Origin of the sequence: Acidocella sp., assembly GCF_028687955.1 — a bacterium.
Lineage (GTDB): Bacteria > Pseudomonadota > Alphaproteobacteria > Acetobacterales > Acetobacteraceae > Acidocella.
The window spans coordinates 43388-55183 of the sequence record NZ_JAQTZC010000002.1; the positions used below are offsets into that span (position 1 = coordinate 43388).

At 65.6% G+C, this 11796-nt stretch carries 14 protein-coding genes; 2 read left to right on the plus strand and 12 right to left on the minus strand.

Annotated elements, in window-relative coordinates; translation table 11 throughout:
• Window positions 1-206: 206 nt before the first annotated feature.
• From PHE40_RS00505 to PHE40_RS00540, 8 genes are all read right to left on the minus strand, one after another.
• Complete coding sequence (locus PHE40_RS00505; protein WP_299956458.1) at window positions 207-992, minus strand: metal ABC transporter permease; 786 nt, start codon at window positions 990-992, stop codon at window positions 207-209.
• Window positions 985-1767 carry a metal ABC transporter ATP-binding protein gene (locus PHE40_RS00510; protein WP_299956461.1) on the minus strand — a complete coding sequence of 261 codons (783 nt, stop codon included), beginning with the start codon at window positions 1765-1767 and terminating at the stop codon, window positions 985-987. Before PHE40_RS00510 ends, PHE40_RS00505 begins: the two co-directional genes overlap by 8 nt.
• A complete protein-coding gene (locus tag PHE40_RS00515) occupies window positions 1764-2636 on the minus strand; it encodes a metal ABC transporter solute-binding protein, Zn/Mn family (RefSeq protein WP_299956464.1) in 873 nt (290 codons plus the stop codon). The genes PHE40_RS00510 and PHE40_RS00515 overlap by 4 nt, the downstream gene beginning before the upstream one ends.
• On the minus strand, window positions 2633-3718 hold the full coding sequence (locus PHE40_RS00520; protein WP_299956467.1) for a sulfotransferase family protein: 1086 nt from the start codon (window positions 3716-3718) through the stop codon (window positions 2633-2635). Before PHE40_RS00520 ends, PHE40_RS00515 begins: the two co-directional genes overlap by 4 nt.
• Window positions 3715-4521 (minus strand): inositol monophosphatase family protein, encoded by an 807-nt coding sequence (locus tag PHE40_RS00525; protein ID WP_299956470.1) that lies wholly within the window; start codon window positions 4519-4521, stop codon window positions 3715-3717. Before PHE40_RS00525 ends, PHE40_RS00520 begins: the two co-directional genes overlap by 4 nt.
• Window positions 4518-5798 carry a GTPase HflX gene (gene hflX, locus PHE40_RS00530; protein WP_299956473.1) on the minus strand — a complete coding sequence of 427 codons (1281 nt, stop codon included), beginning with the start codon at window positions 5796-5798 and terminating at the stop codon, window positions 4518-4520. Before hflX ends, PHE40_RS00525 begins: the two co-directional genes overlap by 4 nt.
• A gap of 35 nt (window positions 5799-5833) precedes the next feature.
• Window positions 5834-6163, minus strand: a complete 330-nt coding sequence (gene hfq, locus PHE40_RS00535; RefSeq protein WP_299956476.1) for an RNA chaperone Hfq — start codon at window positions 6161-6163, stop codon at window positions 5834-5836.
• A gap of 158 nt (window positions 6164-6321) precedes the next feature.
• A complete protein-coding gene (locus tag PHE40_RS00540; RefSeq protein WP_299956480.1) occupies window positions 6322-7620 on the minus strand; it encodes an Nramp family divalent metal transporter in 1299 nt (432 codons plus the stop codon).
• A gap of 116 nt (window positions 7621-7736) precedes the next feature.
• On the opposite strand from PHE40_RS00540, the gene mntR reads away from it, so the two are divergent.
• The gene (mntR, locus tag PHE40_RS00545; RefSeq protein WP_291425668.1) at window positions 7737-8153 is read left to right on the plus strand and encodes a manganese-binding transcriptional regulator MntR; all 417 of its coding nucleotides are present in this window, start codon (window positions 7737-7739) and stop codon (window positions 8151-8153) included.
• A gap of 58 nt (window positions 8154-8211) precedes the next feature.
• On the opposite strand, the gene PHE40_RS00550 is transcribed toward mntR, so the two are convergent.
• Together PHE40_RS00550 and mazG are read right to left on the minus strand one after the other, a co-directional pair.
• Complete coding sequence (locus tag PHE40_RS00550) at window positions 8212-8811, minus strand: carbonic anhydrase (protein WP_299956489.1); 600 nt, start codon at window positions 8809-8811, stop codon at window positions 8212-8214.
• The gene (gene mazG, locus PHE40_RS00555; protein ID WP_299956492.1) at window positions 8808-9596 is read right to left on the minus strand and encodes a nucleoside triphosphate pyrophosphohydrolase; all 789 of its coding nucleotides are present in this window, start codon (window positions 9594-9596) and stop codon (window positions 8808-8810) included. The genes PHE40_RS00550 and mazG overlap by 4 nt, the downstream gene beginning before the upstream one ends.
• Before the next feature lie 104 nt (window positions 9597-9700).
• On the opposite strand from mazG, the gene PHE40_RS00560 reads away from it, so the two are divergent.
• Entirely contained in the window at window positions 9701-10180 is a 480-nt protein-coding gene (locus PHE40_RS00560) for a glutathione peroxidase (protein WP_299956495.1), read from the plus strand.
• Here PHE40_RS00560 and PHE40_RS00565 read toward each other — a convergent pair.
• Complete coding sequence (locus tag PHE40_RS00565) at window positions 10149-10577, minus strand: NUDIX hydrolase (RefSeq protein WP_299956498.1); 429 nt, start codon at window positions 10575-10577, stop codon at window positions 10149-10151. The genes PHE40_RS00560 and PHE40_RS00565 overlap by 32 nt on opposite strands.
• The coding region (locus PHE40_RS00570) for an ATP-dependent DNA helicase RecG (RefSeq protein ID WP_299956501.1) at window positions 10574-11796 on the minus strand (1223 nt) is incomplete at its 5' end. The genes PHE40_RS00570 and PHE40_RS00565, both read right to left, overlap by 4 nt.

Consider the following 11796-nt stretch of genomic DNA (forward strand, 5'->3'; position numbering starts at 1 on the left):
TGGTGGCAGGCTGGTATAAGCTCTTGATTTTGCGCGCGGCCGCCCCACCAGCCCCGCGCGCATACCTGTCAGCCTTAAGGCTGACAGGTATGATAACGCAGCCATTGCTGCGCAGCATACCGCGCGCGGTATCCTGCGTCATGAGTGTCGATTGGTCCTAGAGCCATATGCGTTGGGATTGACCCGCAAAGCGGATCACTCCGAACCTATCGCGCCCGAAAAACCACGCTCAACAGATACACCACACCGCTGAGCGCCGAAATCCAGAAGCTCGCCGGCCAGTCCGTGTAATAGCTAAGCGCAATTCCCGCCCAGGCTTCGGCCAGCGCAATCCCCGCCGCCAATCCCAGCCCCGGCAATACGCGCATGCTCAGCCGCTGCGCCGTCGCCGCCGGGCCAACCATCAGCGCAAATACCAGCAATACGCCCACAATCTGCGCACAGGCCGCCGTGGTCAGCCCCACCAGGCCCAGAAACACAAGCCCTAGCCCGCGCAGCGAAACGCCCTTCGCCTCCGCCAACTCCGGGTTGAGGCTGGCAAACAGCAATGGCCGCGCAATCACCCCCAATATCCCCAGCGAGAGCGCCGCCAGCCCGAGCAGCGCGTAAATCGTCGGCAGATCCACCCCCAGCACGTCGCCAAACAGCAGCGCCGTTGCCGCCGTGGCATAGCTGGTGAAAAAATGCAGGAACAAGAGCCCCAGCCCGAGCGACATGGTTAAAATCACCCCGATGGCGATATCGCGCTCGGCCAGCCTTTCTCCCAGCGCGCCCATCAGCACGCCGCCCAGCACCGTTACCCCCAGCATCCCCGCCAGCGGCGAGACGCCCAGCAGCACCGCCCCCGTGGCTCCGGCAAAACCTACATGGCTCAGCGCATGCCCTGCAAACGCCTGCCCCCGCAGCACCAGGAAATAACCGACAAACCCCGCCAGCACGGCCACAATCCCGGCCGCGAGAAACGCATGGCGCATAAAATCATAATCAAGCATGGTCACACATATTATGCGCATCGGGCCGGTCGGAGAGCACGAAAATCCGCCCCCCCGCACGCAGCACCTCAATTTTGGAGCCGTAGAGCTTTGAGAGGCCCTCACTGGTGATCACCTCGTCCACCGTGCCCAGCGCGGCATGTCCGGCTGAAAGGTAGAGTACACGGTCCATGCTGCCGAGCAGCGGGTTTATATCATGGGCGGCGAACAGCACGGTTAGATTACGCGTGCGCCGCAGCCGCGCGATCAGCGCGATCATCGCCGCTTGCGCCGCCGGGTCCAGGCTTATCAGCGGCTCGTCCAGCAGCAGCAGCTTCGGCGCCCCCAGCAGGGCAGTGGCCAGCAACAGGCGCTGGCGCTGCCCGCCGGAGAGCCGCGCCAACGGCCGCGCCGCCAGCTCCACCCCGTCCACATCCTCCAGCGCCGCCATCACCTCTTCGCGCAGCCGCCTGCCGCTCAGCGGCAAGCCAAACTCATGCCCGCGCGCGGCATTGGCCAAAACATCGAATCCGCAGATGTTGGAGGGGGGCAGGGTGCTGCGTGTCTGCGGCATATAGCCGATATCCTGGTTGCCCCGCCGCGCCGGCGCGCCAAATACCTCGATGCGCCCGGCACTCAGTGGCTGCAACCCCAGAATCGCGCGGAACAGCGTGGTTTTCCCGGCGCCGTTCGGCCCCAGCACGCCGACAAACTCGCTATCGCGAAACGCCAGCGATATATCGCGCAGCACATCCTGCCCGCCGCGCGTAATGGTGACATTTTGCAGTGAAATCATCCGCCACCCAGTGCCTTATCCACGCTGTCCAGTCCACTGCTCAGCCATTGTTGATAATCCATCCCCGCCGGTTCGGTTTCGCTCACCCCCACCACCGGCACGCCGGAGCGCCGCGCCAGCGCCCGCAGCGAGGCGGTCAGATCATCCGTAACCTGCGCGTTATAGAACAACACCCGCACCCGCCGCCGCCGCAAATCATCCTCGAACGCCGCCATGTCAGAAGGGGCCGGTTCCGTGCCGTTCATCACCGCCCGTTGAAAACGCTGGTTGCGCATCACCAGCCCGAGCGCGCGCGCCATCAGCCCGAACACCGGCTCCGTCGCGCTGACCGGCGTCCCGGCGTATTTCGCCCGCATCGCCGCCACGCGCGCATAAACCGGCGCCAACGCATCCAGCAACCGGGCGCCATTGCGCTGATACACCGCGGCGCCGGCGGGATCCTTCGCCGCCAGCACCGCCACCAGCCGCGCGATGAGCGCGGGTGCGACCGCCGGGTCGTACCATAAATGCGGATTATCCCCCGGCTTGCGCCCCAACAGCGTGGCGACATTGATCACAACCCGCCCCGGCGCGGCGGAGGCCGCCAGCAGCGGCCCCATCCAGGGGTCATAATCCGCGCCGTTGACAATCACGACATCCGCCGCCGCCAACTCCCGCGCCACCGAGGGGCTGGCTGAGAACATATGCGGATCTTCATTTGGGTTTTTCAGTATGCTGGTCACGCGCGCCAGCCCGCCGCTTATCTGCCCGGCAATATCCCCATACATATTCTCCGCCGCGACGATGCGTAATACCGAAGCTGCCCGCGCCTTGCGCGCCAGCGCCAGCCCGCCCAGCCCAGCCATCACATCCCGCCTGAAAAGCCTCATTTCATTTCCCCCCGTCCGCGCCACCGCCGCAACGCCTGGCGCACCGGCGCCATCGTCCGCCACATGCGGCTGCTTTCAATCGCCCGCGCATGCGCCGCCAGCCGGTCAATCTCGCGCTGCTGATGCTCGATAAACGCCCGCAACGTCACAATCGCCTCATAGCGTTCCACCGCTGAATCAATCCAGTGCCGCAGCTCCGCCGCGCGGGTGCGTGCCGCATCCTCCAGCGCCGCCAGCGCACCGCCAAACAGGGGCTCCGCCACGGCCAGATCAGCCGCAATCGCATCCAGCCCATCGCCCGGCGCCTCACCGGCCGCCGCGGCGATGTGCCAGCGATACGCCTCGCGCACCTCCCAGGGCACAGCCGTGTTTCCCAGCACCTCGTCCGCATCGCGCTCATGGTGGCGCAGGGCAGGGGACAAAAACGCCCGCATCTCCGCCGCCGCAACCTCCGGCGCGCGCGGCCAGTCCATCCCCAGTTCCCGGCCCAGCCGCTCAACCATGCCCGGCGCATCGGCCAAAACCTGCTCATAGGTCACGAATGCGCGCCGCATCCCTCGGCTGTCCTGCTCGGCGGCCAGCACATGGCGCAGCCACAGCAGCAGCGCCTTGCCTTCGCCAACCCCGTCGCGCACACGCAGCGAGGCCGCAACCTCCAGCGGATGGCGCACCGCTAGCACCACCAGCGGCTCAATGCCCAGCTCCGCCAGCACCGGGCGCCACAGCGGCAGCAACCGGCACAGCCTGGGGTCTTTCACCAGCAGCAGCGGCGCCGCGCCATATTCACTGGCCAACAACGTGCCCAGCCGCGCGCGGAACACCGCCGCCGCATCGCTCGCGAACCAGCCCGCATCCATCGCCCGCAGATCATGCCAGGAGCCGCCCGCCGCCGCCAAAATCTCATCATGCAGCGCCAGCAGCGCCCGCGATTCCCAAAACCCGGTGGCGTTCACATCCGCCGCCGCCTCAACCAGCGCCTCCGGCAAGGCCGCGCCGCAGAGGTTTAGCAACCTGGCCAGCGCCGATGTGCCGCTGCGATGCATCCCCAGCACCAGCACGGCCCGCCGCCCCCTTGCGCTCATCGCAGCAAAGCCTCGGCCAATTCCTTCCAGCTTGCCGCATCGGGGGTGAGCAGCAGCCCGCCGCCGGTGACCGAGGGGGTATATGCCGAACCATCAAACCGCCGCCCATAGCCGCCGGCCTCCTGGTGCAGCAAAAACCCCGCCGCATGGTCCCAGGGCAGCAGCTTGCGAAACATCTGCGCGTGGCAATGCCCGGCGGCCAGCATCCGGTATTGGTGCGCGGCGCAGCGATAATCCGTCACCGCCGCCATCCGGTCCAGCCGGTGCAGCACATGGCTGCGCAGCGGCTCTTCCATGTACCGCCAGGACATCGAGCCTGTCATCCGCGCCACGGGAACCGGCGCCGCCACCCGCAGCCGCCGCCGCGTGCCATCGGCCGCCACCATCCAGGCACCGCCGCCCAGCGTCGCGACCGCGGTATCATCGCTCACCGGATCATGGATGAACCCGGCCAGAATCCGGTCTTCCTCCACCAGCGCCGCCATCACGCCAAACAGCGGCAGCTCGGCGGCAAAATTCGCGGTGCCGTCAATCGGGTCGATAATCCAGACCCGCCCCGGCCGCGCCAGGCGTCCCAGCAGCGACTCATCGGCCGAAACTGCCTCTTCGCCCAGCACGTCATCGCCTGGAAAGAGTGCCCGCAGCCCGGCATCCAGCGCCCGTTCGGCCGCCTCATCGGCCACCGTCACAGGGTCCAGCGGGCCGGATTTGCTCCGCACATCGCCCGCCGCCAGATGCTTGAAGCGCGGCATGATCTCAGTGCGCGACACTTCGCGCAGCAAGCTGATCACATCCTCGATCACAGCCGCTCGAACCTGGCTTTATCGGCCGCCGTCATGCGCACCCGCAGCTTCACCAGCTCCTCGCCATCCACGCGCGCCAGCACCTCGCCATTGCGGTACAGCCAGGCGATCCTGGCGCCATCGCTCACCAGCAGTTCCATCTCCAGCACCTCCATCCGCGCCGCCAGCCGCGCGTCGACCCCGGCGCGCAGCCGCTCCAGCCCTTCGCCGGTGAGCGCCGAGACCGCCATGCCCTCGCCCTGGATCACACTGCCCACGCCGCCCAGCAGGTCGGCCTTGTTCAGCACCTCCAGCGTGCGGTCCTGCCAATTCTCATCCAGCGTGCCGTCCTTGGCCATGCGGTTCAGCACCGCGCGCACATCGGCCGCCTGCGCCTGCGTATCCGGGTGCGCCACGTCGCGCACATGCAGCAGCACATCGGCTTCCGCCACCTCCTCCAGCGTGGCGCGAAACGCCGCCACCAGCTCGGTCGGCAGATCGGAGATGAAGCCCACCGTATCAGAAAGTATGATCTGCCGGCCCGATGGCAGCACAATGGCGCGCATCGTCGGGTCAAGCGTTGCGAACAACTGGTCCTGCGCCATCACCTCAGCCCCGGTCAGCGCATTGAACAGCGTTGATTTTCCGGCATTGGTGTAGCCCACAAGCGCCACCACGGGGTAGGGCACCTTCTTTCGCGCGCCCCGGTGCAGCCCGCGCGTGCGCCGCACGTCCTCAAGCTCCAGCCGCAGCCGTGTAATCCGATCGCCAATCAAGCGCCGGTCCGCTTCGATCTGCGTCTCCCCCGGCCCGCCTAAAAACCCGAAGCCGCCGCGCTGGCGCTCCAGATGCGTCCATGAACGCACGAGCCGCGAGCGTTGATACTCCAGATGCGCCAATTCCACCTGCAACGCCCCCTCACGGGTGCGCGCGCGGGCGCCGAAAATATCCAGGATCAACCCCGTCCGGTCGATCACCTTCACCCCCCAGGCCGTCTCCAGGTTGCGCTGCTGCACCGGCGTCAGGCTGGCGTCCACCACGGCCACATCCACCAGCGCATCGGCCAGAGCGGCACTGGCCATTTCCACCTGCCCCTTGCCGAACAAGGTTGCAGGCGTAACACTACGGGTGATGAACACATGTTCATGCACCACCACGAGGCCGATGCTCGCCGCCAGACCCACCGCCTCGGCCAGCCGCGCCTCCGCCGAGCGCGAAGCAACGCTCAGCCGTGCAGCTGATTTATCCCAAGGCAGAAGTATGGCCGCCCTCTTGGGCGGCGGCGCCGTCTCTTTCATCTGCCGCCCAGCCGCCCCGCTGTCCTCGCGCGAGGTCAGTTGTCCATGTCCGGGTCGTACTGCGGCTCGGGCGCGCGGTTCAGCTTCAGGGTCCCGGTGGTGTCCACGGGCGCCGCCGCAGCGCCTTCGGCCTTGGAGGCATCGAACAGCATGATCGGCGCCCCCGGCATCACGGTGCTGATCGCGTGCTTATACACGAGCTGGGTATGCCCATCGCGGCGCAGCAGCACGGAGAAATTATCAAACCAGGTGATAACACCCTGTAATTTCACGCCATTCACAAGAAACACCGTCACAGGTGTCTTGCTCTTGCGGACGTGATTCAGGAACACGTCCTGAACGTTCTGAGACTTATCGTTGGCCACGGCGGTTATCCTTTTTTTGTCGTCCTGCGGACGATGACTGAGTCGGGTTATCCTAAAAGCGCAAAGTTTACCGGTACCTGCGTGGCGCGCGGCACCGGCTGTTTCAACTATATCCAAATTGTGCGTCGCGACAACCAGCGCAAGGGGCGGCAGCGCCGTTAAATCGTGCTCCAGAGTAACGCGAAGTTGAACACCAGGATCAACCCGGTTACCAGCCAGCCCGCCCCGCGCAGCCAAACCGGCGGGCGGAGCGCCTTCAGCCGTACCACGAAAAACATCAGCGGCAGCATTGCAAACGGCAACTGCAATGAGAGAACAACCTGGCTCAGCACCAGCAGCTTGTTCACCGCCGCCGGCCCGGCCAACACCAGCACGCCCACAACAGGCAGCACCGCCAGCCCGCGCGTGAGCAGCCGGCGCGCCGCCACGGGCATGCGCATGCGCAAAAACCCTTCCATCACCACCTGCCCGGCCAGCGTGCCGGTCACCGTGGCGTTAATCCCCGAGCCCAGCAACGCCACGGCGAAAATAATCGCCGCCGCGCGGTTGCCCAGAATCGGCGAGAGCAGCGCGAATGCTCGCCCCAGATCCTGCACATTCGTCTCCCCATGCGCGTGGAACACGCTGCCCGCCATCACCAGAATCGCCGCGTTCACGAAAAACGCGAACACCAGTGCCGCGCAGCTATCCACCAGCGCCCAGAAAATGGCGCTGCGCCGGGCTTTCTCGCCCTCATGCACATGGCGCGTCTGCACCAGAGCCGAGTGCAGATACAAATTATGCGGCATCACCGTGGCGCCGATGATCCCAACGCCGATATAGAGCATCCCTGGATTGCTCAGCAGCGTCATATGCGGCGTCAGCCCCGCCAGGATTGGCCCCAGCGCCGCATGCGCCATCAGAATTTCAATGAACAGCGCCATCGCGATCACGCTGCACAGCCCGATCACCGCCGCCTCCAGCAGCCGCATCCCCGAGCGCAGCAGCATCAGCACCACAAACGCATCGCCGATGGTTAAAACCGCGCCCAGCAGCAGCGGAATATGGAACAACAGGTTGAGCGCGATGGCGCCGCCGATCACCTCCGCCACATCGCAGGCGATAATCGCGCTCTGCGCCGCCACCCACATCACCGCGCCCCAGAACGGCGGCATCGCCGCGCGCGTCAACTGCGCCAGGTCGCGCCCCGTCGCCAGCCCCAGCCATGCCGCCAGCGCCTGCAACACCATCGCCATCACGCTGGCCAGCAGCACCACGGCCAGCAGCGCATAGCCGTAGCTAGACCCAGCGGCGAGGTCCGTCGCCCAGTTGCCCGGGTCCATATACCCCACCGCGATGATATACCCCGGCCCGAACGCCGCCAAAAACTGCCGCCATTTCCCCGCGCCGGCCGGCGCGCGCACGCTACCATGCACATCCGAGAGCGAAAGATCGGTTGCTTCGGTCTTGATGTTCATCAAGCTCTATTATGTAGCCTTGGCTACACTTTTGCAAGCGCGCCTTCAATGTGTCATCCTTTCAATGCGCCACCTGGAGATCGCCCGTTTTGCTGAAACCTTGCCCCCCGCCGCCCATGCCCGCAGAGCCCACCCAGGCGCGGCGTTTCAGCAAGGCTCGCGCCGCGCAGAGTTATGCGCTGCTGGAGGATTATGTGGAGCTGATTGATGATTTGCTCACCGCCACCGGCGAGGCCCGCGCGACTGACATCGCCCGGCGCTTAGGCGTCAGCCACGCCACGGTCATCAAGGCCATCGGCCGCCTCAAGCGCGAGGGCCTGGCCACCTCGCTGCCTTATCGTGGCGTGTTCCTCACCCCCGCGGGTGAAACACTGGCGGGCAAATCACGCGCCCGCCACCGCCTGGTGGTGGCCGTGCTCACCGCCATCGGCGTGCCACCCGAAGCCGCCGAGCAGGACGCCGAGGGCCTGGAACACCACATCTCCCCCGCTACGTTGAAGGCTTTTGCCGCGTTTCTCAAGCGCCAGGGCTGAAACCCCGGCGCCGCGCGCCCGCCGGCCTGTTATACCAGCCCGCCCATGCCCGGCGGTGTCAGCCCACCGGCACCAAACCGCCGGTTTGTACGTTAAAATGCATCCCCGCCAGAGTCAGGCTGCCATCGGCCACCCGCGCCGCAATCCAGGGAAATGTCATCAGATTCTCAAGCGAATCACGAATCGCCTCATGCTCGCAGGCGTGGCACAGCGAGTCGAAATCCGCATCCCCGGCCTGCGGCGAATCGCAAACCCGCTGGCGCGCTTTATGCGCAATGGTCATCCAGGAGGCGATAAAATCCCCCTGGCCGGCGCCGGGCCCCTTCATCAGCGCGCGAATCCCCCCGCACTGGCTGTGGCCCAGCACCACGATGGTGCACACCTTCAGCGCCGTCACCGCGAATTCCAGCGCGGCGGAGGTGCCGTGGTTGCCGGTATCGGGCGCATAGGGCGGCACCAGCGCGCTCACGTTGCGCACCACGAAAATCTCCCCCGGCGCGCAATCAAAAATCACCTCCGGCGCCACGCGGGAATCCGCGCAGGCGATCACCATCGCCGGCGGCGACTGCCCGTCGCGCGCCAGCATCGAGAACAAAGCCTTGTGCCGGCGCCAGTACCCTTTGCGGAACCGCGCATATCCGTCCATCAACGTCTTCATAGTCCGGCTTCCTTTGCCTTGTTCCAGAGCGCGTCCATCTCCGCCAGATCAGACATTTGCGGCGTCTTGCCCGCGCGCGCCAGCGCATCTTCCACAAAGCCAAACCGGCGGGCGAATTTCGCATTCGCCCCCGCCAGGCACTCTTCCGCGTTCAGCCCCAGCTTGCGCGCCAGATTGGCCATCACGAACAACATATCCCCGAGTTCATCGGCCAGCCGTGCCGGGGCCGCGCCGGGCAGTTCGGCGCGCAACTCGCGCACCTCTTCCTCCAGCTTGTCCAGCACCGCCTCCGCATGCGGCCAATCAAACCCCACCCGCGCCGCCCGCGCGCAAAACTTATGCGCCCGCGCCAAAGCGGGCAGGGCGCTCGCCACCCCGCTCAATGTCCCGCTTTCGGCCTTCTCCAGCCGCTCCTGCGCTTTTTGCGCCTCCCAGGCGGCGCTCTGCGCCCCGGCATCGCGCGCCGCCTCGCCGCCAAACACATGCGGATGCCGCCGGATCATCTTCTCCGTAATTCCCGCCGCCACCTCGTCAAAGCCAAACCACCCGCGCTCGCTGGCCATCTGCGCATGGTAGACCACCTGAAACAGCAAATCCCCCAGCTCATCGCGCAACGCTTCCGGCTCCCCGGACTCGATCGCCGCCCGCACCTCATAGGCTTCCTCGATCGTATAAGGCGCGATCGTCGAAAAATCCTGCTCCTTGTCCCAGGGGCAGCCCGTAACAGGGTGCCGCAGCGCGGCCATGACATTGATAAGCTCGAGTACGCGCGGTTGATCGGTCATGGCCAAGTTGTAAATTCCCCAGCCGCAAATGGCCAGGGCCGCGTTGCTCCCCCCGCCGATCAATGCTTCACTGCCCCCGCCGCCCCTCAATTCAGGAGCCCGCGATGACCAGTGCCTATAATTTCTCCTTCGAGACCCTCCAGGGGCAGCCTTATCCCCTGCGTGCGCTCGCCGGCCGGCCGCTGCTCATCGTCAATACCGCCTCCCAATGCGGCTTCACCCCGCAGTACAAGGCGCTGGAAGCCCTCTGGCAGGCCCATAAAACCAGCGGCCTGGTGGTCATTGGCGTCCCCAGTAATGATTTTGGTGCCCAGGAGCCCGGTTCCGCCACGGAAATCGCCAGCTTCTGCGAACTCAATTACGGTGTTGACTTCCCCATGATGGCCAAGGTCCATGTCAAAGGTTCTGATGCCCACCCGTTTTTCCAATGGGCGGCGGGGCAGGGGGGCTTTCTCGCCAAACCCCGCTGGAATTTCTACAAATACCTCATCAACAAAAACGGCGGGCTGGAGGACTGGTTCTCCAGCCTCACCCGCCCCGACTCACCAAAATTCAAGGCGGCAATTGCGAAAATGCTAGGTTGATCATCCGCAGCACCTCGTTCCACAACCCATACGCATCAAAATCATCCTGCCTCACCCAGGCAAGCTCGCTCACATCATCGCCCGCCGCCGCCTCGCCGCCCACATAGCGCGCGCCAAAGTCGAGGATGGTGTAATGATATTCGATGCGCCCCCCGGCATCGTAATGGATGGAATCCACATGCCCGAGCAGCACCAGCGCCCCGCATTCCAGCCCGGTCTCCTCGCGCAGCTCCCGCCGGGCGCAATCCTGCGCGCTCTCGCCCAGCTCCTGCCTGCCGCCGGGCAGCGACCACGCCCCCGCCGCCGGCGGCCGCCCGCGGCGGACCAGCAAAACCTCATCGCCGCGCAGCAACACAATTCCAATGCCCACGCGCGGATGTTCCGGGTAGCGCCTCATCCTGCCCGCACGGTCAAAATCGCCTCGCGCTGATCGAACAAATTCAGCAACACCCGCACCGCCTGCCCGCGTTCGCTCTCCAGCCTCGGGTCGCGCTGCAACAGCAGCACCGCGTCCTGGCGTGCCATCGGCAACAAATCCGCATGTTTCTCCGCATCCGCCAGCCGGTATCCGGGCAGGCCGGACTGCTTGGTGCCGAGAAAATCCCCCGAGCCGCGCAGCCTGAAATCCTCATCGGCAATCACGAACCCATCCTCGGTATCGCGCAGCAACGCCAGACGCTTGCGCGCGCCCCCGCTGATCTTGTCATCATGCAGCAGCAGGCAAAAACTTTTCGCATCGCCGCGTCCCACCCGTCCGCGCAGCTGGTGCAACTGCGCCAGGCCAAACCGCTCGGCATGCTCTATCACCATGATATTCGCCGCGCGCACATCCATCCCAACCTCGATCACCGTCGTCGCCACCAAAATCTTGCAGCGCCCGGCGCCAAAATCGTCCAGCGCCGCATCGCGCACCGCCGCCTCCTGCTGCCCATGCGCCAGCGCCACCAGCGCACCGAAGCGTTCGCGCAACTGCGCGTAGCGCACCTCGGTCGCGGTAATGTCCAACACCTCGGATTCCGTCACCAGCGGGCACACCCAATACACCAGCCCCCCCGCCGCGATCGCCCGCTCAATCGCCGCCAGCACCTTCTCCAGTTCCGAGACCTTGTGCAGCGTCGTGGTGATTTTCTGCCGCCCCGCCGGCTTTCCGGTAATCCGGCTCACCTCCATCTCCGCCCAATGGGTCAGCAGCAGCGTGCGCGGTATCGGCGTTGCGGTCATCACCAGCAAATCGGCGGCATCTCCCTTGGCGCTCAGCGCCAGCCGCTGGTCCACACCAAAGCGATGCTGCTCATCAATCACCGCCAGCGCGAGGTCATTAAATGCCACCTCTTTCTGGAATATCGCGTGCGTGCCAATCACAATCGGCAAACGCCCATCCGCCAGCGCCGCCAGAATCCGCCGCCGCTCAACCCCCTTCACATTGCCCGTCAACAACGCCACCGGCACCGGGCAGAGTTTCTGAAACGTCGCATAATGTTGCTTAGCGAGAATCTCGGTCGGGGCCATCAGCGCCGCCTGCGCGCCTGCCTCCACCGCGCGCAGCATCGCCAGCAAGGCCACCAGCGTCTTGCCCGCGCCCACATCGCCCTGCAACAGCCGCAACATCTGGTGCG